The organism is Roseovarius sp. MS2 (genome assembly GCF_051447875.1).
GTDB classification, from domain to species: Bacteria; Pseudomonadota; Alphaproteobacteria; order Rhodobacterales; family Rhodobacteraceae; genus Roseovarius; species Roseovarius mucosus_A.
In genome coordinates this window covers 4,009,659-4,033,479 of sequence record NZ_JBKHVF010000001.1, presented here as the reverse complement: position 1 = coordinate 4,033,479, position 23,821 = coordinate 4,009,659, and the positions used below count along the sequence as shown (strand labels likewise).

Genomic DNA, 23,821 nt, shown 5'->3' with positions numbered 1-23,821 from the left:
TACCCTGACGCGCGTCTGGGATCAGCCTTCTGCGGTCTCGTCTTCTTCGGCCTGTTCGGCGATCCAGGCGACCGAGACCACCTCTTCTCCGGCGCCGGTGTTGAACACCTTGACCCCGCCTGCGCTGCGGGAGCGGAAGGAGATGCCCATGACGGGCACGCGGATCGACTGGCCCTTGGAAGTGGCGAGCATGATCTGGTCTTCGAGCGTGACCGGGAAGGAGGCCACGACCGTGCCGCCGCGCATGCCCTTGTCCATCGCCTGCACGCCCATCCCGCCGCGCCCGCGCACGGGGTAATCATGGCTGGAGCTGAGTTTGCCGGTGCCGCGCGCGGTGATGGTCAGGATCAGATTCTCGGCCGCCTGCATTTCCGCGAATTGTTCCGCGCTGAGGGCCGCGTCGGCATTGCCTTCGTCATCGCTTGAGCCGTCGTCCTCGGCCCCGGCCAATTGGCGGCGCATCTTGAGATAGGCGGCGCGGTTATCGGCGGAGGCTTCGAAATGGCGGATCACGGACATCGACACCACGCGGTCATCGCCCAGCAGGCGGATGCCGCGCACGCCGGTGGATTTGCGGCCCTTGAAGACGCGCACCTCGGTCGTGGGGAAGCGGATGGCGCGGCCTGAATCGGTGACCAGCATCACGTCATCCTCGGGGCCGCAGATGCGCGCGTTGACCAGTTCAACGCCCTCGGGCAGGTCCATCGCGATCTTGCCATTGCGCATGACATTGGTGAAATCCGAGAGCGCGTTGCGCCGCACATCGCCTGCCGAGGTGGCAAAGACGATTTGCAGGTCTTCCCAATCTTCTTCGGGGCGGTCCACGGGCATGATCGCGGCGATGGAAACGCCGGTCGGAATGGGCAGAATGTTGACGATGGCCTTGCCCTTGGAGGTGCGCCCGCCGAGTGGCAAGCGCCATGTCTTGAGCTTGTAGACCATACCGCCGGTGGTGAAGAACAAGAGCTGTGTGTGGGTGTTGGCGACAAAGAGCGTGGTGACCACGTCTTCATCCTTGGTGGCCATGCCCGACAGACCCTTGCCACCGCGTTTTTGTGCGCGGAAATCGGCCAGCGCCGTGCGTTTGATATAGCCGCCACTGGTCACGGTGACGACCATATCCTCGCGCTCGATGAGGTCTTCGTCTTCCATATCGCCGGACCAGTCCACGATCTCGGTGCGGCGGGGGACGGCGAAGAGTTCACGCACTTCGCGCAGCTCGTCGGAAATGATCTGCATGATCCGCTCGCGGCTGGCCAGAATGGCGAGATATTCCTTGATCTTGCCTGCGAGGTCTTGGAGTTCGTCGGTGACTTCTTTGACGCCCAGTTGCGTGAGGCGTTGCAGGCGCAGATCGAGAATGGCGCGCGCCTGTACTTCGCTCAGGTTATAGGTGCCATCGGCATTGGCCGGGTGGCTGGGATCGTCGATGAGCGCGATATAGGGCAGGATGTCGCCCGCGGGCCAGCGACGTTCCATCAGTTTCTGGCGCGCCTCGGCGGCATCCATGGAGCCGCGGATCGTGGCCACCACCTCATCCACGTTGGACACAGCAACGGCCAGACCGCAGAGCACATGCGCGCGCTCGCGCGCCTTGCGCAGGTCATAGGCGGTACGGCGCGCGACCACCTCTTCGCGGAAGGTGATGAAGAGCGACAGGAACCGGTGCAGCGTCAATTGCTCGGGTTTGCCGCCGTTCAATGCCAGCATGTTGCAGCCGAAATAGGTCTGCATCGGGGTAAAGCGGTAGAGTTGATTGAGCACCACCTCGGCGGTGGCGTCACGTTTCAGTTCGATCACCACGCGCACGCCGTTGCGGTCGGATTCGTCCTGCACATGCGCGATGCCTTCGATCCGCTTGTCACGGGCGGCCTCGGCGATCCGCTCGATCATCGTGGCCTTGTTCACCTGATAGGGGATTTCGTCGATGATGATGGCGTAGCGGTCTTTGCGGATTTCCTCGGTGCGGGTTTTGGCGCGGATGATGACCGAGCCGCGCCCTTCGAGATAGGCCTTGCGCGCGCCGGAGCGCCCCAGCATCAGGCCGCCGGTGGGGAAATCGGGGCCGGGGATATACTGGATCAGATCCTCGCTCTCGAGATCGGGGTTGTCGATCAGCGCCAGCGTGGCATCGACCACCTCGCCCAAGTTATGCGGCGGGATATTGGTGGCCATGCCGACGGCGATACCGCCCGCGCCATTGACCAGCATATTGGGAAAGCGGGCAGGCAGGACGGTGGGTTCGCGGTCTTTGCCGTCGTAATTGTCCTGAAAATTGACGGTCTCTTTTTCGATATCGGCCAAGAGATAGGCGGCCGGTTTGTCCATCCGCACTTCGGTATAGCGCATGGCGGCGGCGTTATCGCCATCCATCGAGCCGAAATTGCCCTGACCATCGAGCAGGGGCAGGGACATCGAAAAATCCTGCGCCATGCGCACAAGCGCGTCATAGATCGCGCTGTCGCCATGGGGGTGGTATTTGCCCATGACATCGCCCACGGCCCGGGCGGATTTGCGGTAGGGTTTATCGTGAGTATTGCCGCTTTCGTGCATGGCATAAAGGATGCGGCGATGCACGGGTTTGAGGCCATCGCGCAGATCGGGAATCGCGCGGCTGACGATCACGCTCATGGCGTAATCGAGATAGGAGGTTTTCATCTCATGGGTGATCGAGACGGAGGGGCCGCTGTAGGCGGGCCGCTCTGGCGGGGTTTCATCCATGTTTTCAGGGGGTTGAGGCGTATCGCTCACGTTTGGGACCGTCCTGTGATCATTCTCTATATCTTGTTGAAAGGACTATATCAGAGGCAGGATATAGGGTGCAATGGGGCTGGGGAATTGCCTTTGTCAGCCAGCAGCCATGAGTGCTAACATACTGTTTTAATTGAAAAGTAATTTATTTCTGGCACGATGAGTCTGTCAGGCAGTGACAGGAGAGACACATGCAGATGTCTGAGGCGGAAATGATGCTCAGGGGATATGGGCTGACGACGGCGGAATTTTTCTATCGGATGCCCGATTATCGCAACGTGCTGAACAGTTATCTGTGGCAGGATTTTGATCTGGCGCCGGACCATCCCAAGCTCTTTGGCTTTATCGAGTTCTGGCAACGCGAGATTGAGGGGCCGCTGCATTCGGTGCGCTTTACCCATCGCAAGCTGATCGCGCCGGGGGAGTGGCGTAACGTCGTAGGTGAATTCACGCTGCACTAGGGCGGGGCGGGACTTTGACGGGTTGAAGCCCCGAAGCTGGCGTGGTCTTTTTCTGGCAGGGCCGGGTGCGCCCGCAGGAGAGGCGCATGACCGCAGCACAGATGATGATCCTTGGCATTCTGGCGCTGACCATGGCGCTGTTTCTCTGGGGGCGGTTGCGGCATGACGTGGTGGCGTTATCCGCTCTTATGGCCTGTGTCGTGACGGGGTTGGTGCCGGGGGCAGAGGCCTTTGCCGGGTTTGGGCATCCGGCGGTGATCACCGTGGCCTGTGTGCTGGTGCTGAGCCAAGGGTTGCAGAATACCGGGGCGGTCGATGCTTTGGCGCGCACGGTGTTGCCGCGCGACGCGGGGCGGTTGGTGAGCATCGGGGCGATCTTGGCGCTGGGTGCGGCGCTGTCGGGGTTCATGAACAATGTGGGGGCGATGGCGCTTTTGATGCCTGTGGCGGTGCAACTGGCCAAGCGGCTTGAGATGCCAGCGGGGCAGGTGCTGATGCCTTTGGCGTTTGGCACCATTTTGGGGGGGATGACGACGCTGGTCGGCACGCCGCCCAATCTTATCGTCTCGGGCTTTCGCGAGGACGCAGGGCGCGGTGCCTTTGCCATGTTCGATTTCGCGCCGATTGGCGTGGCTGTGGCGGTTGTGGGCGTGCTGGCGATCACGTTTATCGGTTGGCGCATTGTGCCTGCGCGCAAGGCTGCGGGCGCATCAGAGTTTGACGCCGGGGCCTATATGACCGAGGTGCGGGTCGGCGAGAAGAGCAAGGCCATTGGCCTGACACTGCGTGCCTTTGAGCGGGAGGTCGAAAGCTCTGATGCGCAGGTGGTCGCGCTGGTGCGCAATGATGTGCGACTGCTGGCACCGCATGGCGGGCGGCGCATCCGGGGGCATGATGTGCTGGTGCTTGAGGCAGATGTCGAGGCGTTGGCGGAAACGCTATCGGTGTTTGATCTGACGCTGGAGGAAGACGTCAAACAGGCCAAGGACGCGACACCCGAGGACGCAGAGGAGGAGGCGAGTGAGGAGGCCAAATCCAACGATGAGCGTGACACGGTGCTGCGTGAAGTGGCGGTTCTGCCCGCATCGTCGATTGTCGGTCTGTCGGCCAGCGACCTGCATTTGCGCACGCGCTATGGGCTGAACCTGTTGGCGGTGGCACGGGCGGGGCAGGCCCCGCGTGCGCGATTGCGGTCGGTCAAGCTGCGCTCGGGTGATCTGCTTTTGATGCAGGGACCGGCGGAATCGCTGTCGGAATTCATCCATGACACCGGCTGTGTGCCGCTTGGGGCGCGCGATCTGCGCCTGCCAAGCCGTCGGATGGCAATCACGGCGACGGCGATCATGGGTATGGCGATCCTGTTGGTGACGTTTGGTGTGCTGCCAGCGGCGGCGAGTTTTGCGTTGGGCGTGCTGGCCTCGATGCTGTTTCGCACGGTGCCCCCAAGAGAGGTCTACACGGCGATTGATTGGCCGGTGATCGTGCTTTTGGCCGCGCTTATCCCGGTGGCGGGGGCGATGCAGGAAACCGGGGCGGCGGGGGTTCTGGCGGAATTTCTGGTGGCAGAGGTGGCGCGCGGGCAGGCGGTTGCGGCGCTGGCCGTGATCCTGATCACCACGATGTTCCTGTCGGATGTGATGAACAATGCCGCGACCGCCGCCGTGATGTGCCCCATCGCGCTGGGCATTGCGGGAACATTGGGGGTGAGCCCGGACAGTTTCCTGATGGCGGTGGCGATCGGGGCCTCTTGCGCCTTTCTCACGCCTATTGGGCATCAGAACAATACGCTGATCCTTGGTCCGGGCGGGTTTCGGTTTGGGGATTACTGGCGGCTTGGGTTGCCGCTAGAGGCTTTGGTGGTGGCGGTTAGCCTGCCGCTCTTGCTGATCTTCTGGCCGCTCTGACGCCGGCACGCCCAAGGGCGCGCGGCGTCAGGGGCAACGATATCAGGGAATGATGCGGGTGTATTTCATGCCTTCAAGCGACACGCCCGCCAAGGCCCCGGCCTGACCAAAGATTACGGCAATCACCGGGCTGGAAGAGGTGGTTGTCTCGGCGCGCAGGTTCTCGCCCCGGTCGTTGAAGACATATTCCACATCGGCACCTGCCGCCCATCCGGACGAGCGGCGGAATTTCTCGAGCGCATCGGGGGTCATGAAAAAGAGCACATGCGCGAATTGCTGTGCCCCGATCTGAAGCCCAACGCTGCCTTTGGTCGCGGAATAGTAATCGACCGTGACATTGTTGATGCGCAGCGCGCCCCGACCAAAGCCGCCGCCGACGAGAAAACCCGCCTCGGTCACGACCGGCATGACGAGCATGCCGTTGGCCTTGTCTGCAAGGTCCCGGGTGTTGGGGTAGCGCGAATACATCTGGCTGAGCGTGGCATCGACACGCGCGTCGATGGTGGCCGCGCCGGAACTGCCCACGCCATTGCCACAGGCCGCAAGAAGCGGCGTGCCAGCCATCAGGCCAAGGGTAAAATTGCGTCTTGTCAGAATGCTCATGGGATTGCCTGTCTGTTGCCTCGTTTCGGGCCGGTCTTTTGTCTCATACCGGTCTGCTACTCAGTATAGGGGCAAGGCGGGCTGATGTCACCATGGATTGCGGTCATGGGCGGGATGCTGCGCGCGGGCACTATCCTTTTGCCAATATCCGGGCCACTTCGGGGGCGAAATAGGTCAGCACCCCGTCACAACCGGCGCGTTTAAAGCACATGAGGCTTTCCAGCATGGCGCGCTCGCGGTCGATCCAGCCGTTCTGCGCGGCGGCCGTGATCATCGCGTATTCGCCGGACACCTGATAGGCAAAGGTGGGTGCGCCAAAGGTTTCCTTGGCCCGTCGACAAATGTCGAGATAGGGCATGCCGGGCTTGACCATCACCATATCAGCCCCTTCGCTGAGGTCACGCTCGATCAGGCGCAGGGCCTCGTCGGTGTTGGCGGGGTTCATCTGATAGGTTTTCTTGTCGCCCTTGAGCGCGTTCGCCGCGCCCACCGCATCGCGGAACGGGCCATAAAAGGCAGAGGCGTATTTGGCGGCATAGGACATGATCATCACATTGGGATAGCCATGCGCCTCGAGCGCCGTGCGGATCGCGCCCACGCGCCCGTCCATCATGTCGGACGGTCCGATGATATCGACGCCCGCCTCGGCCTGACTGAGCGCCTGTTTGACGAGCGCGGCCACGGTGGAATCGTTGACGATCTCGCCATCCACGACAAAGCCGTCATGGCCGGTGTCCGAATAGGGATCTAGCGCCACGTCGGTCATCACGGTGATGCCGGGCACCGCCGCTTTGATCGCGCGGGTGGCGCGGTTGCTGAGGTTCTCGGGGTTCCAGGCCTCTGCGCAATCGGCGGTGCGGTTTTCCGTCGAGGTATAGGGAAAGAGGCAGATGGCGGGAATGCCAAGGTCAGCGGCCTCTTGTGCGGCTTCGACCACGCGGTCGATGGACCGGCGCATGACACCGGGCATGGAGGGCACCGGCTCTTCTATCCCGTCGCCGTCGCGCACGAAAAGCGGCCAGATCAGATCGCCCGCTGTCAGCGTGTTTTCGGCCACGAGGGCGCGGATGCTGGGCGTGGCGCGGGTGCGGCGCAGGCGGGTGGCGGGAAAGGCGGCTTGGGTCGGGCGCATGGGCGGTCTTTCTGGCTGGATCAACCTTGACTGAGTGGCATGGAAATTCGCGCATCTCAAGGGTAGGAATTGCCGCGCTCCGGCGCTAAGAGAGGCGATGATGCGGCAAGAGGGGCGCGGGCTTGGACTGGTACGATACGGTTTTCGAGTTGATCGACATGCGGTCTTTCAGCAACCTGTGGTTCTGGATTGCGCTGGCGGTGACATGGTCTTCGGCCAGCCACTGGGTTCTGGGGGTGCCATGGGACATGGCCATTCGCGCGCGCAAGGGCCAAAATGCGCAGGCGATGACCGATTTCGAGGATATGGTGCGGATCAATATCAACCGCTTGTTGTATCTGGTGCAGGAATCCGGCCTGTTGATGGCGGGGATTACGGCGTTCTTGATGACCACGCTGGTGTTGCTGGGATTTGTCTATGACAGCGAATTCGCTCAGGCGCTGTTTTTGCTGGGCTTTCCGCTGTTGCTGGTTTGGGGGTTGTCGATCCGGCTGGCGCAGCGCATCGCATCGCGCGGGTGGACGGGTGTTGCCTTGATCAAGCGGGTGCAGACGCATCGTCTGGTGATTCAGGTGATCGGTATGCTGTCGATTTTCGTGACTGCGATGTGGGGCATGTACCAGAACATGAACGCCAATATTCTGGGATGACATGCGCAGTTGACGGCGCGCAAGATGCAGGAAGATCATGACCAAGGCGCAACATATCACCGTGGGCGGCGCGCCCGAAGGCTTTGACGCGACGCTCATTCTGGCTGAGGTTGCCAAGACCGGCGCGCCGGTGCTGCATGTGGCACGCGATGACAAGCGGATGGCGGCGATGCAGGCTTCGTTGCGCTTTTTCGCACCAGATATGCCGGTGATTACCTTTCCGGGGTGGGATTGCCTGCCCTATGATCGCGTGTCGCCCAATGCCGAGATCAGCGCCACGCGGATGGCGACACTGGCGGGGCTGGCGCATGGGGGGCCGTCGCAATTCGTTCTATTGACCACGCTCAATGCCGCGACACAGAGGGTGCCTGCGCGCGAGGTGTTGCGCGGTGCGGCCTTTGTGGCCGCAGTGGGCGAGCGCATTGATGAAAAGGCATTGCGGGATTTTCTGGTGCGGATGGGGTTCACCCAGGCGCCCACCGTCACGGAGCCGGGGGATTATGCGCTGCGTGGCGGCATCATCGACATCTACCCGCCGGGTGAGGGCGGGCCGGTGCGGCTTGATCTTTTTGGTGATGTGCTGGACGGGGTGCGCGGGTTTGATCCGGGCACGCAGCGCACGACCGAAAAATTGGACCGAGTAGAGCTGGCCCCGGTCTCTGAGGTTATTCTCGACGAGGAAGCGATCCGCCGCTTTCGTCAGAATTACCGGATCGAATTTGGCGCTGCGGGCACCGATGATCCGCTCTATGAGGCGGTGAGTGCCGGGCGCAAACATGCCGGGGTCGAGCATTGGTTGCCATTCTTTCACGAGCGGCTGGAGGGGCTTTTTGACTATCTGCCGCAGGCGACGATCACGCTGGATGAGCAGGTGACGCCGCAGCGGTTGGCGCGTTGGGAGAGTATCGCGGATCAGTATGAGACCCGGCATCTGGCGCTGAGCCAAAAATCGCGCGGTGACACGGTGTATAAGCCGGTGCAGCCGGGGCTACTCTATTTCGACGATGCCGCGTGGACGGCGGCGGTGGCCGAACGGCGCGTGTTGCAATTCGCGGCGCTGCCGCAGGCGACCGGGCCGGGGGTGATCGACGCAGGCGGGCGCATCGGGCGCAATTTCGCACCGGAGCGGCAGCAGGAAAACATCAACCTCTTCAGTGCGTTGAAGGATCATATTCGCGCGAAACTCGACCGTGCGCCGGTGTTGGTGGCCTCCTATTCCGCAGGCGCGCGCGAGCGGCTTGAGGGCCTCTTGGAAGATGAGGGGCTGATTGGCGCGGTCGGGGTCAGTAGCGCCAAGGGCATTGGCAAGCATGGGCTGCATTTGGCGGTTTGGCCGCTTGAGAGCGGGTTTGAGGCGCCGGGCCTGACGGTGATTTCCGAACAGGATGTGCTGGGCGAGCGGTTGATCCGCGCGCCGCGCCGGCGGCGGGCCGAGAATTTCCTGACCGAAGCACAGAGCCTGAGTGTTGGCGATCTGGTGGTGCATGTCGACCATGGCATCGGGCGGTATCTGGGGCTTGAGGTGGTCACCGCCGCCGGGGCGGCGCATGAATGCCTTGTGCTGGAATATGCCGAAAGCTCCAAGCTGTATCTGCCGGTCGAGAATATCGAGCTCTTGTCGAAATACGGCCATGAAGAGGGCCTGCTTGACCGTCTGGGCGGCGGCGCGTGGCAGGCCAAGAAGGCGCGGCTTAAAGAGCGTATCCGCGAGATGGCGGATCGTCTGATCCGGGTGGCGGCCGAACGGGCGCTGCGCAGCGCGCCGGTGATCGAGCCGGAACATCACGCCTGGGAGGCCTTTGCCGCGCGGTTCCCCTATCAAGAGACCGACGATCAGTTGCATGCGATCGAGGATGTGTTGAACGATCTGGGATCGGGCGCACCGATGGATCGGTTGATCTGTGGCGATGTGGGTTTTGGCAAGACCGAGGTGGCAATGCGCGCGGCCTTTGTCGCCGCGATGTCCGGGCTACAGGTGGCGGTGATTGCGCCCACCACATTGCTGGCGCGCCAGCATTATCAGGAATTTGCGTCACGGTTCCGCGGCTTTCCGGTCAATGTGCGGCCCTTGTCGCGGTTTGTGTCGGCGGGAGAGGCGGCCAAGACCCGCGATGCCATGGCGCGCGGCGAGGCGGATATTGTCGTGGGCACCCATGCCCTCTTGGCCAAGGGGATACGGTTCAAGAACCTTGGGCTCTTGATCATTGACGAGGAACAGCGCTTTGGCGTGGCGCATAAGGAGCGGTTGAAGCAGTTGCGTTCGGATGTGCATGTGCTGACGCTGACCGCGACGCCGATTCCACGCACGCTGCAACTGTCGCTGTCGGGGGTGCGCGACCTGTCGATCATCAGCACGCCGCCCGTCGACCGTTTGTCGATCCGCACCTATGTGAGTGAGTTTGACAGTGTGACCGTGCGCGAGGCGCTGTTGCGCGAGCATTATCGCGGCGGGCAGTCGTTCTATGTCGTGCCACGCATCAGTGATCTGCCCGAGATCGAGGATTTCCTGAAAACGCAGGTGCCCGAGGTGAGCTATGTCATCGCCCATGGGCAGATGGCGGCGGGGGAACTCGACGAGCGGATGAACGCGTTTTACGACGGCAAATACGATGTGCTGCTGGCGACGACGATTGTTGAATCTGGCCTCGATATTCCCACCGCCAATACGATGATCATCCACCGCGCCGATATGTTTGGCCTGAGCCAGCTCTATCAGATCCGGGGTCGGGTGGGGCGCTCCAAGACGCGCGCCTATGCCTATCTGACAACCAAGCCGCGCGTGCCCTTGACGCCCGGCGCGGAAAAGCGGCTGCGGGTTCTGGGCAGTCTCGACACATTGGGGGCCGGGTTTACGCTCGCCTCACAGGATCTCGATATTCGCGGGGCGGGCAATCTGCTGGGCGAGGAACAATCCGGGCAGATGCGCGATGTCGGCTATGAACTCTATCAATCCATGCTGGAAGAGGCGATTGCCAAGATCAAATCCGGCCAGATGGAGGGCCTGTCGGAGGCTGATGAGCAATGGGCACCGCAGATCAATCTGGGCGTGCCGGTGCTGATCCCCGAGGAGTATGTTCCTGATCTAGATGTGCGTCTGGGGCTCTATCGTCGCCTGAGCGGGTTGGAGACCAAGGTGGAGTTGGAAGGCTTTGCCGCTGAACTGATTGACCGGTTCGGCAAGTTGCCGCGCGAGGTCAACATGCTGATGCTGGTGGTGCGGATCAAGGCGATGTGCAAACGCGCTGGCATTGCCAAGCTTGATGGCGGGCCGAAAGGGGCCACGATCCAGTTTCACAACGACAAATTCGCCTCGCCGCAGGGCTTGGTTGAATTCATCAATGACGAGCGGGGTTTGGCCAAGGTGCGCGACAACAAGATCGTGGTGCGCCGCGACTGGAAAGGCGAGAGCGACCGGATCAAGGGGGCCTTTGGCATTGCGCGCGATTTGGCGGAGAAGGTCGTGGCCGAGGCCAAGCGCGCCAAGGGGTGAGGGCGGGGTGGGGGCGCTGCCCCCGTCCCGGATTTTATCCGGGACTCCCCCGAGGTATTTTTGGCCAGATGAAAGGCGCGGGCGATCAGTCCGCGATGGAGGCCCGGTAGATGTCGTCGATGGATTTCGCGATGGTGGCGTTGAATTCGGCGTCTGATTGCTGGGCCGAGAGACCTTCGGTCAGGGCGCGGCTGAAGCTCGCGATGACGCCGCGATTTTGGGCCAGACGCGCGTTGGCCTCTTCCCGGCTATAGCCGCCCGAGAGCGCCACGACGCGCAGCACGCGGGGGTGGTTGACGAGGCTTTCGTAAAGGTTTGCGGTTTCGGGCAGGGTGAGTTTGAGCATCACCTCTTGATCGGCGGGCAGCGCGTCAAGCTGCGCGAGGATGGCGGCGCGCAGGAGGGTTTCGGCCTCGGCCTTGTCGGCAATTGAGATGGTCACTTCGGGTTCGATGATCGGCACGAGGCCGTGGCCCAGAATTTGCTGTCCGACCTCGAATTGCTGGGCGACCGCCGCTGCAATGCCGGTGGGATTGGCCGCGTCGATCACCGAGCGCATTTTGGTGCCGAAAATCCCCGCCTTGACCGCGCGCTCCAAGAGCGGATCGAGATCGGGCATGGGTTTCATCAGCTTGACGCCATCGGTGTCACCGGCCAACCCCTTGTCGACCTTGAGAAAGGGGACGACGCCGCGCTCTTGCCAGAGGAAGGCGGGCGAGGGTTTGCCGCCGATGTCGCGGTCCATGGTCATTTCGAACAGGATCGCGCCCAGAACTTTGTCGCCGGTAAACTCTGGGGCCTGAGCGATGCGTGCGCGCATGGCGTGCACCAGATCGAACATTTCCGCCTCGGAGGTATAGGCGCCTTCCTCGATGCCGTAGAGGCGCAGGGCCTTGGGGGTGGAGCCGCCGGATTGGTCGAGAGCGGCGATAAAGCCCTGACCTGCGCGGAGTTTGTTGGCCTGTTCGGTCTTGGTCATATGGGACACCCCTGAAGGACTACACGGTTTCGCGCCCTCATAGGCGAGGGGCGCGGGCTGTGCAATCGTGGTGGCGCTAACAGGTGGTGGCCGGGTGGCACTCAGGCCTTGAGTGCTGCAACGCCAGGCAGATCCTTGCCTTCCATCCATTCCAGAAAGGCACCACCTGCGGTCGAGATATAGGTGAAATCCTCGGCGGCACCGGATTTATTGAGGGCGGCCACGGTATCGCCACCGCCTGCAACGGAGATGAGCTTGCCCGCCCGGCTGAGTTGGGCGGCATGGGAGGCGGCGGCGTTGGTGGCGGTATCGAAGGGGGCGATTTCAAAGGCACCCAGCGGGCCGTTCCAGATCAGCGTTTTGGCGGCATCGAGCGTGGCGATAATGCGCGCAACGGCCTGAGGGCCTGCGTCAAGGATCATGGCATCGGGCGGGCAGGCATGCGCGCCGACCACCTCATGCGGGGCACCGGCGGCAAAGTCGCGTGCGACGACCACATCGGCGGGCAGAACGATCTTGCAGCCTGCATCCCCTGCCTTGAGCATGATCTCGCGGGCGGTGGCGGTCATGTCATGTTCGCAGAGCGATTTGCCCACATCGAGGCCCATGGCGGCGAGAAAGGTATTGGCCATGCCGCCGCCGATGATGAGGCTGTCCACCTTTGCCACGAGATTGCCCAAGAGGTCGAGCTTGGTCGAGACCTTGGCCCCGCCGACGACGGCCACGACAGGGCGTTTGGGCGTGCCAAGAGCCGCCTCAAGCGCCTGCAATTCGGCCTGCATCAGGCGGCCTGCGCAAGACGGAAGATGCCGCGCCAAGCCTTCGGTTGAGGCATGGGCGCGGTGGGCGGCGGAAAAGGCATCGTTGCAGTAGATGTCGCCCAGTTGTGCCAGACGCGCGGCAAAGGCGGGATCATTCGCTTCTTCGCCGGGGTGAAAGCGGATGTTTTCGAGAAGCAGCACATCAGAGGCGAGCGCCTCGTCGGTCAGGTTCTCGGCGCCTTCCAGCGTTTCGATCAGCCGCACCTTGCGGCCCAAGGCGGCCTCGAGCGCGGGCACTGTCACGCGCAGCGACATGTCGAGCACGACCTTGCCCTTGGGCCGTCCGAAATGCGCGAGAAGGATCGGGCGTCCGCCCTTGGCCAGAATATCGGTGACGGTGGGCGCGATACGGTCGATGCGGGTCGCGTCTGTCACAAGGCCATTCTCGACCGGGACATTGATATCAACGCGCACCAGCACGCGCTTGCCGGTCAGATCGATGTCGTCAAGGGTTTTCCAGCTCATGCCTCAGGCCTCCCGAAATCTGGTCGCGCTTCTATTGGCGCGGGTCTTTGCCAGCGTCAACCTCTGTGCTTGGCAATCGTGTGGGAACCGCCTAGGTATCATGGCATATTTACCAAGGAGAGCCCCATGGCCGAGATCAAGGACCCCGAAAACACCATTCTGATGGAGCTGAAGGGTGGCACTGTCACCATCGAGCTTTTGCCCGCTATCGCACCGGGCCATTGCGAGCGGATGAAGGAACTGGCCCGTGCCGGGCATTATGACAACGTGGCCTTTCACCGCGTGATCGACGGGTTCATGGCGCAGACCGGCGACGTGGAACATGGCAATATGGAAAAAGACTATCAGCCGCGCCGGGCGGGCACCGGGGGCAGCACGCTGCCCGATCTCAAGGCCGAGTTTTCCAAGATCCCGCATGATCGCGGCACGCTGGGGGCGGCGCGCAGCCAGAACCCGAATTCGGCGAACAGCCAGTTCTTTATCAATTTCAGCGACAACCATTTCCTGAATGGTCAATACACGGTCTATGGCCGGGTGATCGCGGGCATGGAGCATGTCGATGCCATCACGCGCGGCGAGCCGCCGGCGAACCCGGACCGGATGATCAGCGTCAAGGTGGCCGCAGATGTATAAGATTGCTGTCGCACTTAGCCTGCTGGCGGGTCCGGCGCTGGCGACGGGGCTGGAAATCGAGATTGCGGGCGAGGCCAATGGCACTGTCAAGATCGACCTCTATGAGGATATCGCGCCGGGGCATGTGGAACAGATCACCGCGCTCGCCTCTGAGGGGGCCTATGATGGGGTCGTGTTTCACCGGGTGATCGAAGGATTCATGGCGCAGACTGGCGACGTGCAGTTTGGCAAGCTCGAGGGTGGTGATATGGGCCGCGCGGGGATGGGGGGCAGTGAGCGCCCCGACCTCAAGGCTGAATTCTCGAACGAGCGATTCTTGCGCGGGGTGGTGGGCATGGCGCGCAGCCAAGACCCCAACAGCGGCAATAGCCAGTTCTTCATCATGTTTGATGCGGGTGAGTTCCTGAACGGGCAATATACCGTGGTTGGTCAAGTCACTGAGGGCCTTGAGATTGTGGATGCGATCAAGCGCGGCACCGGGCCCAATGGGGCCGTGGTCGGGCAACCGGATGTGATGACACGCGTCACAGTGACCGACTAGGCATGACGGCTGCCCCCACCTTCACTTCGGAGTCTCTTGCCAAGGGGGTCTGGGGTATTGTGGGGGCCGCAGTGCCGTGGCGCGGCGGCGTTTCGATGCCGCTGCGAACAGTTGTGATTGAATTGCCCTCGGGCGACTTATGGGTCCATGCGCCGGTGCCGCTGTCGGATGATTTGCGGGCTTGGCTGACAGAGCGGGGCCGTGTGGCGCATATCGTTGTGCCACAGGCGCCCGTTTTGGCGCATCTGCCCGCGTGGCAGGCGGCCTATCCGTCAGCGCGGATCTGGCGCGGGGCCGAGGTGGCAACCGCCACTTGGGCGCGTGAGATCAAGCCGCTTGTGCTGGAAGGCGCGCAAACCGAGGTGGCGTTTTTACATCAGGCCAGCCGCTCTGCGATCCTGTCACGGCTGATCATGGCGGTAGAGACCGCGCCGTTGCCGGTGTGGATGCGCCCGCTGATCTGGCTTGCCGGGATTGACGACAGTGATGGCAAACCGCCTATGGGGCTTGCGCAGCGTTTGGGCGGGCGCAAGGCGGTCGGGGATCTGGTGGAGCAGATGCTGGATTGGGGGCCAGAGCGGCTGATCCTGACACATGGGCGATGCTACACGCGGGATGCCAGCGGAGAAATCAAGCGCGCGTTTCGCCGGTTGATGCGCGACCGGTTGTGGGACCGCGCGCTGAGCGAGGCACGGCGGGGCTGAGACCCGGTTTCAGGCGCGTGGGGTGGGCTGGTTTGACACCTGCGATATGCGCATCTTGGGCTGTGACCGATGCCATGACAGGTGGCGCTTGCCCCGCTTTCTTGGTTTGCTGACAACCCTCCTGCTGATCGCCTCTCTGGCCCATGCCGATCCTTGGTCGTGGCGGTGCGGCAGGCAAAAGGCGACGCTGTGCTTGACTTCTGCGTGCTGCACCGCCATATGCACCTCAACCGACATTTCCTGCCGCGTGAGCAGCACTGCCTGAAACAGGCGTATCTTATGAAATGTCGCGGATGATCCCAAAATCACGCGTGGGGCCAAACACCTGTCAGAGTGCAGGGGGCATGCGGCCCCTTGGCTGCGGGCGGGTGCAACCACGACGACCGGGCGGTGTGTATCACTGCCTGTGACGGGCTGCGGGATGTCCTCGCGCCCCTGAAAGGATACGACTTGAACCTATTTGACGAAATGGGCCTGCCTGCTGCATTGGTGCGCAAGCTGGCCAACGAAGGCATCACCGAACCGACCCCGATCCAGACCCATGCGATCCCGCATGCGCTGAACGGGTTTGATGTTCTGGGCCTTGCGCAGACCGGCACCGGCAAGACCATGGCCTTTGGCCTGCCTCTGATTACGGCGTTGATGCAGGCACCGGGCAAGCCCGCGCCCAAGACCATCCGCAGCCTGATCCTTGCACCGACGCGGGAATTGGCCAGCCAGATCCGTGACGCGTTGTTGCCACTGGTTAAGGACAGCCCGATCAAGATCAATCTTGTGGTGGGGGGTGCCTCTATCAATCCGCAGATCAAGCGGTTGGAGCAGGGCACTGATATTCTGGTGGCGACGCCGGGGCGGTTGCTTGACCTTATTGACCGGCGCGCGGTGCGTCTGGATGCGGCGCATTTCCTTGTGCTCGATGAGGCCGATCAGATGCTTGATCTGGGCTTTATCCATGCGCTGCGCCGGATTGCGGGGCTTTTGGCGGCGGAGCGTCAGACGATGCTGTTTTCGGCCACCATGCCCAAGCAGATGGAGGAGTTGGCCGGTAGCTATCTCAAGCATCCCAAGCGCGTGCAGGTCAGCCCGCCGGGCAAGGCCGCTGACAAGGTCACGCAAGAGGTGCATTTTGTTGCCAAGGCCGCCAAGCCCGATCTGCTGATCGAGCTTTTGGCCAAGCACAAAAGCGAATTGGCGTTGGTCTTTGGTCGTACCAAGCACGGCTCGGACAAGTTGGCCAAGCGGTTGGAGCAGGCCGGTTACAGCGTGGCGGCAATCCATGGTAACAAGAGCCAAGGCCAGCGCGAGCGCGCGCTCAAGTCGTTCCGTGACGGGCATGTCAAAATCCTTGTGGCGACCGATGTGGCGGCGCGAGGTCTGGATATTCCGGATGTCAAACACGTCTATAATTACGAATTGCCGAATGTGCCTGACAACTATGTTCACCGGATCGGACGGACCGCGCGGGCCGGCCGGGACGGGGCGGCGATTGCATTCTGCGCGCCCGACGAGATGGGCGAGTTGAAGGATATTCAAAAGGTTCTGGGCACGACGATTCCCGTTGCCTCGGGCCGTCCGTGGGAAGTGCTGCCTGATCCGAAGTCGCCCAAGCCCGCCACGGGGCGGGGTGGTCCGCGGCGTCGCACAGGCGGCGGTGGCGGATTTTCCGGCGGTGGCCAGCAGGGCAAGCCGGGCGCGGGCGGTGGTCGTCGGCGCAAGCCCGGTGGCGGCGGTGGCGGCGCGCGGTCGAACGCAGCCTGATCAAGACAAGAACGCCGGGGCATGCCCCGGCGTTTTTCATGTGCCGCAGAAGGTATTTTCCACCACCTCTGACGGGGTAGGCGGGCGTTTGAGATCGGCGGCATCAGGCTGATCTATGTAGGGGCGCGCCAAAACGTCGAGCAGCCGTTCGAAGGGGGCGTAATCGCCGGCAACGGCGGCCTCGATCATTTGTTCGACCCGGTGGTTGCGGGGGATGAAGGCCGGGTTGGCGGCGCGCATTACCGCCTCTGGATCGGCCTCTTGCGCGATACGGGCGCGCCAGAGCGGCTCCCATGTGTCAAAGGTGGCGCGGTCGAGAAACTGATCGCGTGCGGTGCCGTCGATGAGGCCCCGGAAGGTATTGGTGAAATCCGCCCGCCCCTCGGCCATGCGCGCCAGCAGGTCAGCGATGAGCGGGGCATCTTGTGCTGTCGCCTCGGCAAGGCCGATCTTGCGACCAAAGGCGCGGCGCCATTCGACCTCGATCTGGTCGGGCATGGCATGCACGAGGGCGGTGAAATCCTCGATCGCCTCGTCCTGATCGGGCATGAGCGGCACCAGAGCGGTGGCCAGTTGCGCCATGTTCCAGACGATCACATGCGCCTGATTGTCATAGGCATAGCGCCCGCGCGCATCAATCGAGCTGAACACGGTCTGCGGATGATAGGTATCCATAAAGGCGCAGGGGCCATAGTCGATCGTCTCGCCGGAAATTGCCGTGTTGTCGGTGTTCATCACCCCGTGGATAAACCCGATCGAGAGCCAGCCCGCCACAAGGCGCGCCTGCGCGCGGATCACCTCGGCCAAGAGATGCGCGGGGCTTTCGACATGGGGGTAATGGCGGGCCACCGTGTAGTCATAGAGCGTGCGCAGCCCGTCAAGATCGCGCCGGGCGGCGAAAAACTGGAATGTGCCAACGCGCAGATGGCTGGAGGCCACGCGCGTGAGCACGGCGCCGGGTAGGCCGCCCGCCTCGCGGTAGACTTGTTCGCCGGTTTCAACGGCGGCGAGGGCGCGGGTGGTGGGCAGGCCAAGGGCGTGCATCGCCTCGGACACCACATATTCGCGCAGCACCGGGCCAAGCCACGCGCGCCCGTCCCCCATCCGGCTATAGGGGGTGGGGCCAGAGCCTTTGAGCTGAATGTCGCGGCGCTGACCGTTGCGGTCGATCACCTCACCCAAGAGCAGCGCGCGCCCGTCGCCCAGTTGCGGCGAGAAGCCGCCAAACTGATGCCCGGCATAGACCTGCGCCAAAGGGGTGGCACCCTCGGGCACCTGATTGCCGGAAAACACGTCGGCAAGTTCGGGGTCTGGGACCTCTGCGATGCCCAGTTCGGCGGCCAAATCCCGGTTGAACCGGATGAGGCGGGGGGCGCGCACATGCAGGGCTGTCTGACGCGTGTAAAACCGCGCAGGAAGATCAGCATAGCTGTTTTGAAACGGGATCACGAGAGTCATGAGGTTTACCTAGGGTCAAGCAGGCGAAAGTCTAGAGCGCACAGGTCATGAGGCTGTAGGCGTCGCGTGGTTCGAAACGCAGCTTGCGATAAAGCGCGCGCGCCTTGTCATTGTCGCGCCGCACTTCAAGGTGCAGCGCCTTTAATCCGGCACCGGCCAGGGCCTTGGGCAGGCTGATCATCACTTCCGAGCCGATGCCGCGCCCGCGCACGCTGGGCCGGATGTAGAATTCATCAACATATCCATCGAGCCCGCCGAATTCGACCGACCAGCCAAAGCTGATGACGATATAGCCGATTGGCGCACGCCCCGGTCCGATGAGGTAGGTCACGCCATGCGGGCTGCCTTCGAGCATGGGCAAAAGTGCGGAGCGGCGGCTGGCCTCGGACTGGGCAATGCCGGTCTCTTGGTGAAAGGCGGCGACCAGAGACAAGAGCCGGTCCAGATCATCGGGCCGGGCGAGGGTGAGGGCGGTCATAGGCGCGCGAGCCTTTCAGTGAGCAGGTCAAAGAAGGCCTGCGCGTTGATATCGTGAACAAAGGTGGCATTGGCGGGGCGACCGGTGACAGCCCACCAATCCACCACGGTCATGCCCATGGTCAATTCCGAGTGCGTCTCGATTTCCACATTGACGTGGCGGGCGGTAAAAAGATCGGGGCGCAAGAGCCAGCCAATCGTGCAGGGATCATGCAGCGGTGCGCCATCCGCGCCGTGGCGTTCGGGGCGGTAGCGTTCGTAAAACCCGGTCAGTGCGCCGACAGCCTCGCCCACCGGGGTTCCGAGGGCGCGAAAGGCGGCGTTGCGGGCGGGGGTGACCAATGCCTGATGCGTGACATCGAGCGGCAGCAGGGTCAGTGGCACGCCAGAGGCGAGCACGCAGGCGGCAGCCTCGGGGTCGACATGGATGTTGAATTCTGCCGCCGGGGTCACATTGCCATGCGCGGCATGGGCCCCGCCCATAAGCACAATCTCTTGTACGCGCGCGACGATGTCGGGCGCGCGCTGAAAGGCGGTGGCGATATTGGTCAGCGGGCCGATAGGCACCAGCGTGACTGTTCCGGCGGGGCGCGCGCGCAGGGTGTCGATAAGGAAATCGACGGCGTGCTGGTCCTGAAGCGGCATGGTCGGTTCGGGCAGGTCGGGGCCATCCAGGCCAGAGCGGCCATGCACATGCTCTGCGGTCACGAGAGCGCGGCCAAGGGGCCGGTCGCATCCGGCAAAGACCGCAAGATCGGGGCGGCCCGCCAGTTCGCAGATTTTGCGCGCGTTGCACGTGGTCAGATCCAGCGGCACGTTGCCTGCCACGCAGGTCAGGCCAAGCAGGTCGAACGCCTCGGGACAGGCCAAGGCAAAGAGGATCGCCACCGCGTCATCCTGACCGGGATCGGTGTCGATGATGATCTGTCGTGCCGTCATACCTGTCCTCGCGGTGCCCGGCGCACCATGGGGCGGATGTGGCGAAATGTCCACCAGTGGTGTCGTGCGAACGCTTAAGGTTGCCGATCCGAATCAAGGGCTGCGTGATCCGGATGCCGCGGCGCAGCATCTGCACGGGGCTAAGGATGTGTTGCCGCCCAATGGGTGTTGGGCACAAAAATCGCCCATGCTCAGCAAAAAACCGCATAGATTTCCGTCTCTTGCCCCGGCTTTCTGTTTGGGTTTCGCGGCATTCTGGCTATAGTCCCCTGCAACTGCCACAAAGTTACAAACAATAAGGCCGGGGGAGAGACCACCGATGATCCGATCGGAACTGATTCAAAAAATCGCTGACGAGAACCCGCATCTTTATCAGCGCGACGTCGAGCGTATCGTCAACACCATCTTCAACGAGATCACCGATGCGCTGGCCGAGGGCAACCGCGTCGAGTTGCGCGGCTTTGGTGCGTTCTCGGTGAAAAAGCGGGATGCGCGCACGGGTCGCAATCCACGCACCGGTGAAAGCGTGCATGTTGAAGAGAAAAACGTGCCCTTCTTCAAGACCGGCAAGCTCTTGCGTGACCGGCTCAACGGAAAGTAATCCATGCGCTATATCCGCTATGCTTCGATTGCCATTTTCGCCCTTGCGCTGGTGCTCATTGCGCTGGCCAATCGCGGGGTCGTGACCCTGCGGGTGTTGCCCGATGAATTGGCGGGGTTTGCCGCGCTCAATCCGACCTATGATCTGCCGCTTTTCATCGTGATCTTTGGCGGCATTCTGATGGGTATGATTGTCGGGTTCATCTGGGAATGGATTCGTGAGGCGGGCGAACGGGCGGCGGCGGCACGGCAGGCGCGCGAACTGGCAAGCCTGCGGGCCGAGATCAAGCGGCTTAAGGGCGAGCGGCATCAGGGCAAGGATGAGGTTCTGGCGCTGTTGGATCAGGCGAGTTAACCTGAGCGCATGGCGAGAGATATTCGTGTCAAGATTTGCGGTCTGACCGCCGCTGCTGACGTGTCGGCGGCGGTCGAGGCGGGTGCGGCCTATGTCGGGTTCGTATTCTTCGAGAAATCACCGCGGAATGTGGGGCTGATGCAGGCGCGGGCGCTTGCCTTGGGCGTGCCGCCGGGAGTGGCCAAGGTGGCGCTGACGGTCGATGCCGATGACGCCACGCTTGATGCGCTGACGGATCAGGTGCCGCTCGATTTCCTGCAATTGCATGGGGAAGAGAGCCCCGCGCGGGTATCCCAGATCAAAGCACGCTATGGCCTGCCGGTGATCAAGGCGATTGGGATCGCCGAAGCTGCGGATCTGGCGCAGATTGACGCGTATAGCGGTGTGGCCGATCAGCTTTTGATCGACGCCAAGCCCCCACCGGGGGCGACAAGACCGGGCGGCAATGCGCTGGCCTTTGACTGGGGTTTGATCGCGGAGCGCGACTGGGCGTTGCCATGGCTTTTGGCGGGGGGGCTGAACCCGGACAATGTGGCCCTGGCGGTGGCGCGCACGGGTGCGCGGCAACTTGATGTCTCAAGCGGGGTCGAGGCCGCGCCGGGGATCAAGGACGCAGGCCTGATCCGCGCGTTTATCCGCAATGCCCAAGGTGCTTGAATTCCGCGAGGCGCGTCGTGATGAGGTTGCGCAGGTGGTTGCGCTTTTGCGCGACGATGTGCTGGGGCAGGGGCGGGAACTGGGGGATATGGCCGAGTATCTGACCGCCTTTGACGCCATGCAGGTCGAGGGCAACAATCACCTCATTGTGGGCGTTGACGCGCAGGGCGCGGTGCTGGCCACCTATCAAATCACGATGATCAGCGGGCTATCGCTTTTGGCGGTGCGGCGGGCGCAGGTGGAAAGCGTGCGGATTGCAAGGCATCTTCGGGGGCAGGGATTGGGGCATCTCATGTTTGCGGATGTCGAGGCGCGCGCGCGTGCCGCCGGATGCCGGTTGATCCAACTGACCATGAATGCGACCCGCACCGAGAGCCGCCGGTTTTACGAGAGCCTTGGTTACAGGGCGTCGCATGTCGGCTTTAAGCGGGCCTTGGATTAGGCGTTCCGGTTGACAGGCCCGAACCCGCGACAGATGCTTTGATAAAGAGCGACAAGAGGCTGCGATGACCCGTGATCCCGAGGATCTGAGCGATGTGTATGGGGCGAAGACGCCCGAGCAATCCCGCGCGATCTATAACGATTGGGCGCTGAGTTATGACGCCGATAATCTGGCGCGGGGGTTTCGGCTTCCGTCGCTGGGGGCGGCGATGTTTGCGCGGTTCATGGGGACGGCTGAGGGGCCTGTTTTGGATGCCGCCTGTGGCACCGGGCTGGTGGGCGAGAGCCTGCGGATTCTGGGCTATGGCCCGATCACCGGCTGTGATCTTTCGCCCGGTATGTTGGCGGCGGCGCAGGCAACAGGGCACTACGCCGATCTGGTCGAGGCGGAGATGGGGAGTGGTCTGCCCTTTGCCGATGACAGGTTTGCAGGCTTTATCTGTGTCGGGGCGTTTGGCCCCGGTCATGCCCCGGCGGAGAGCCTTATTCATCTGGCCCGCGTGACGCGCCCCGGCGGTATTGGGGTGTTCAACCTGCTGGAAGCCACATGGAAGGCGCAGGGGTTTCAATCGGTGCTGGAATCGCTGGTGGACAGTGGCCAGATCCATATCGCGCAGCGGTCAGAGCCGTTCTTGCCCTTTCTTTTGGCCGAGCCGGACCTTTGGTCGCGGCTCTATGTGATCCGCCGCCTTTGAAATTCTGCTTTTCGCTGGAAAATCCCCCGCGCGTCCCATATTCAACCCCAGACTTCCCCGAATGACAAAGGCCCGAGACAATGAACGATCTCTTCAACAGCTTTATGACTGGTCCCGACGAAAAGGGCCGGTTTGGCGATTTCGGCGGGCGGTTTGTGTCGGAAACCCTGATGCCGCTCATTCTGGAACTGGAAGAGCAGTATGAGCACGCCAAGACCGATCCATCGTTCTGGGACGAGATGCACGATCTGTGGACGCATTACGTGGGCCGCCCGTCGCCGCTCTATTATGCGGACCGTCTGACGCAGCATTTTGGCGGGGCCAAGATTTATCTCAAGCGGGATGAGTTGAACCACACGGGCGCGCATAAGATCAACAATGTGCTGGGGCAGATCATCCTTGCCCGCCGCATGGGCAAAAAGCGGATCATCGCGGAAACGGGGGCCGGTCAGCATGGGGTTGCCACGGCGACCGTCTGCGCCAAGTTCGGGCTGCAATGCGTGGTCTATATGGGCGCGCATGATGTCGAGCGTCAGGCGCCCAATGTGTTCCGGATGCGTTTGCTTGGCGCGGAGGTGGTGCCGGTCACGTCTGGTCGCGGCACGCTCAAGGACGCGATGAACGACGCGCTGCGCGATTGGGTCACGAATGTGCGTGACACGTTCTATTGCATCGGCACCGTGGCTGGGCCGCATCCCTATCCGGCGATGGTGCGCGATTTCCAATCGATCATCGGCAAGGAAACCAAAGAACAGATGCAGGCCGCCGAAGGGCGTCTGCCGGATACGCTGGTGGCGGCGATTGGCGGCGGGTCAAATGCGATGGGGCTGTTTTACCCGTTCCTTGACGATCCAACGGTAAATATCATCGGGGTCGAGGCCGGGGGCCATGGCGTTGATGACCGGATGGAGCATTGCGCGTCGCTGACGGGCGGGCGGCCCGGCGTGTTGCATGGCAACCGCACCTATCTTTTGCAGGATGCCGATGGGCAGATCCTTGAGGGGCATTCCATCTCGGCCGGTCTTGATTATCCGGGGATTGGACCCGAGCATAGCTGGCTGCATGAAACGGGGCGCGCCAAATATGTCTCGATCACGGATGTCGAGGCGCTGGAGGCGTTCCAGCTTTGCTGTGCGCAGGAGGGGATTATTCCCGCGCTGGAACCAAGCCATGCCTTGGCCCATGTGATGAAAATCGCGCCGACCCTGCCCAAGGATCATCTGTTGGTGATGAATATGTGCGGGCGCGGCGACAAGGATATCTTTACCGTCGCCAAGCATCTGGGATTTGACATGAAGATCTGAGGC

The 23,821-nt window shown here is 62.5% G+C and carries 22 protein-coding genes; 14 read left to right on the top strand and 8 right to left on the bottom strand.

Annotated elements, in window-relative coordinates; translation table 11 throughout:
- Positions 1-21: 21 nt before the first annotated feature.
- Positions 22-2,721, bottom strand: a complete 2,700-nt coding sequence (gene gyrA / locus ACLGGT_RS19695; RefSeq protein ID WP_437197431.1) for a DNA gyrase subunit A — start codon at positions 2,719-2,721, stop codon at positions 22-24.
- Between the two features lie 221 nt (positions 2,722-2,942).
- Here gyrA and ACLGGT_RS19690 point away from each other — a divergent pair, with 221 nt between their 5' ends.
- Both ACLGGT_RS19690 and ACLGGT_RS19685 read left to right on the top strand, forming a co-directional pair.
- Entirely contained in the window at positions 2,943-3,212 is a 270-nt protein-coding gene (locus tag ACLGGT_RS19690) for an usg protein (RefSeq protein ID WP_437197318.1), read from the top strand.
- An 86-nt stretch (positions 3,213-3,298) separates the two neighbouring features.
- Positions 3,299-5,116, top strand: a complete 1,818-nt coding sequence (locus ACLGGT_RS19685; RefSeq protein WP_375553298.1) for an SLC13 family permease — start codon at positions 3,299-3,301, stop codon at positions 5,114-5,116.
- Between the two features lie 42 nt (positions 5,117-5,158).
- On the opposite strand, the gene ACLGGT_RS19680 is transcribed toward ACLGGT_RS19685, so the two are convergent.
- Both ACLGGT_RS19680 and hemB read right to left on the bottom strand, forming a co-directional pair.
- Positions 5,159-5,719 (bottom strand): YSC84-related protein, encoded by a 561-nt coding sequence (locus ACLGGT_RS19680; RefSeq protein ID WP_008282395.1) that lies wholly within the window; start codon positions 5,717-5,719, stop codon positions 5,159-5,161.
- Positions 5,720-5,849: 130 nt separating this feature from the next.
- Positions 5,850-6,851, bottom strand: a complete 1,002-nt coding sequence (gene hemB / locus ACLGGT_RS19675; protein ID WP_437197317.1) for a porphobilinogen synthase — start codon at positions 6,849-6,851, stop codon at positions 5,850-5,852.
- A 122-nt stretch (positions 6,852-6,973) separates the two neighbouring features.
- Between hemB and ACLGGT_RS19670 the strand changes: the two genes are divergently transcribed.
- Both ACLGGT_RS19670 and mfd read left to right on the top strand, forming a co-directional pair.
- Positions 6,974-7,501, top strand: a complete 528-nt coding sequence (locus ACLGGT_RS19670; RefSeq protein ID WP_087148859.1) for a component of SufBCD complex — start codon at positions 6,974-6,976, stop codon at positions 7,499-7,501.
- 37 nt (positions 7,502-7,538) lie between these two features.
- Positions 7,539-10,991 carry a transcription-repair coupling factor gene (gene mfd, locus ACLGGT_RS19665; RefSeq protein WP_437197316.1) on the top strand — a complete coding sequence of 1,151 codons (3,453 nt, stop codon included), beginning with the start codon at positions 7,539-7,541 and terminating at the stop codon, positions 10,989-10,991.
- 85 nt (positions 10,992-11,076) lie between these two features.
- Here the strand turns inward: mfd and ACLGGT_RS19660 are convergent, their stop codons facing one another.
- Together ACLGGT_RS19660 and ACLGGT_RS19655 are read right to left on the bottom strand one after the other, a co-directional pair.
- Complete coding sequence (locus tag ACLGGT_RS19660; protein ID WP_437197315.1) at positions 11,077-11,970, bottom strand: fructose bisphosphate aldolase; 894 nt, start codon at positions 11,968-11,970, stop codon at positions 11,077-11,079.
- A 101-nt stretch (positions 11,971-12,071) separates the two neighbouring features.
- Positions 12,072-13,256: a phosphoglycerate kinase gene (locus ACLGGT_RS19655; RefSeq protein WP_008282388.1), complete on the bottom strand. Its 1,185-nt coding sequence runs from the start codon at positions 13,254-13,256 to the stop codon at positions 12,072-12,074.
- Between the two features lie 126 nt (positions 13,257-13,382).
- Here ACLGGT_RS19655 and ACLGGT_RS19650 point away from each other — a divergent pair, with 126 nt between their 5' ends.
- The 4 genes from ACLGGT_RS19650 to ACLGGT_RS19635 all read left to right on the top strand — a co-directional run bounded on the left by ACLGGT_RS19650 (position 13,383) and on the right by ACLGGT_RS19635 (position 16,892).
- Complete coding sequence (locus ACLGGT_RS19650; protein ID WP_081506464.1) at positions 13,383-13,889, top strand: peptidylprolyl isomerase; 507 nt, start codon at positions 13,383-13,385, stop codon at positions 13,887-13,889.
- Positions 13,882-14,430 carry a peptidylprolyl isomerase gene (locus ACLGGT_RS19645; protein WP_437197314.1) on the top strand — a complete coding sequence of 183 codons (549 nt, stop codon included), beginning with the start codon at positions 13,882-13,884 and terminating at the stop codon, positions 14,428-14,430. The genes ACLGGT_RS19650 and ACLGGT_RS19645 overlap by 8 nt, the downstream gene beginning before the upstream one ends.
- A gap of 2 nt (positions 14,431-14,432) precedes the next feature.
- Positions 14,433-15,134, top strand: a complete 702-nt coding sequence (locus ACLGGT_RS19640) for a DUF4336 domain-containing protein (protein ID WP_437197313.1) — start codon at positions 14,433-14,435, stop codon at positions 15,132-15,134.
- A gap of 468 nt (positions 15,135-15,602) precedes the next feature.
- On the top strand, positions 15,603-16,892 hold the full coding sequence (locus ACLGGT_RS19635) for a DEAD/DEAH box helicase (RefSeq protein ID WP_008282384.1): 1,290 nt from the start codon (positions 15,603-15,605) through the stop codon (positions 16,890-16,892).
- A gap of 36 nt (positions 16,893-16,928) precedes the next feature.
- Here the strand turns inward: ACLGGT_RS19635 and ACLGGT_RS19630 are convergent, their stop codons facing one another.
- From ACLGGT_RS19630 to ACLGGT_RS19620, 3 genes are read right to left on the bottom strand one after another with little or no spacing between them, the layout of a single operon-like run.
- Positions 16,929-18,350: a protein adenylyltransferase SelO gene (locus ACLGGT_RS19630; protein ID WP_437197312.1), complete on the bottom strand. Its 1,422-nt coding sequence runs from the start codon at positions 18,348-18,350 to the stop codon at positions 16,929-16,931.
- Between the two features lie 31 nt (positions 18,351-18,381).
- The gene (locus ACLGGT_RS19625) at positions 18,382-18,828 is read right to left on the bottom strand and encodes a GNAT family N-acetyltransferase (RefSeq protein WP_437197311.1); all 447 of its coding nucleotides are present in this window, start codon (positions 18,826-18,828) and stop codon (positions 18,382-18,384) included.
- Positions 18,825-19,766 (bottom strand): nucleoside hydrolase, encoded by a 942-nt coding sequence (locus tag ACLGGT_RS19620; RefSeq protein WP_437197310.1) that lies wholly within the window; start codon positions 19,764-19,766, stop codon positions 18,825-18,827. Before ACLGGT_RS19620 ends, ACLGGT_RS19625 begins: the two co-directional genes overlap by 4 nt.
- Before the next feature lie 319 nt (positions 19,767-20,085).
- Here ACLGGT_RS19620 and ihfB point away from each other — a divergent pair, with 319 nt between their 5' ends.
- The 6 genes from ihfB (at position 20,086) to trpB (ending at position 23,818) form a co-directional block, all read left to right on the top strand.
- Entirely contained in the window at positions 20,086-20,367 is a 282-nt protein-coding gene (gene ihfB / locus ACLGGT_RS19615; RefSeq protein WP_008282380.1) for an integration host factor subunit beta, read from the top strand.
- 3 nt (positions 20,368-20,370) lie between these two features.
- Positions 20,371-20,721 (top strand): DUF1049 domain-containing protein, encoded by a 351-nt coding sequence (locus tag ACLGGT_RS19610; protein WP_437197309.1) that lies wholly within the window; start codon positions 20,371-20,373, stop codon positions 20,719-20,721.
- Positions 20,722-20,730: 9 nt separating this feature from the next.
- The gene (locus ACLGGT_RS19605; protein WP_008282378.1) at positions 20,731-21,378 is read left to right on the top strand and encodes a phosphoribosylanthranilate isomerase; all 648 of its coding nucleotides are present in this window, start codon (positions 20,731-20,733) and stop codon (positions 21,376-21,378) included.
- On the top strand, positions 21,362-21,820 hold the full coding sequence (locus ACLGGT_RS19600) for a GNAT family N-acetyltransferase (RefSeq protein WP_008282377.1): 459 nt from the start codon (positions 21,362-21,364) through the stop codon (positions 21,818-21,820). The genes ACLGGT_RS19605 and ACLGGT_RS19600 overlap by 17 nt, the downstream gene beginning before the upstream one ends.
- Positions 21,821-21,884: 64 nt before the next feature.
- Positions 21,885-22,514 (top strand): class I SAM-dependent DNA methyltransferase, encoded by a 630-nt coding sequence (locus ACLGGT_RS19595; protein ID WP_437197308.1) that lies wholly within the window; start codon positions 21,885-21,887, stop codon positions 22,512-22,514.
- An 80-nt stretch (positions 22,515-22,594) separates the two neighbouring features.
- On the top strand, positions 22,595-23,818 hold the full coding sequence (trpB, locus tag ACLGGT_RS19590; RefSeq protein WP_008282375.1) for a tryptophan synthase subunit beta: 1,224 nt from the start codon (positions 22,595-22,597) through the stop codon (positions 23,816-23,818).
- The last annotated feature ends 3 nt before the right edge of the window (positions 23,819-23,821 follow it).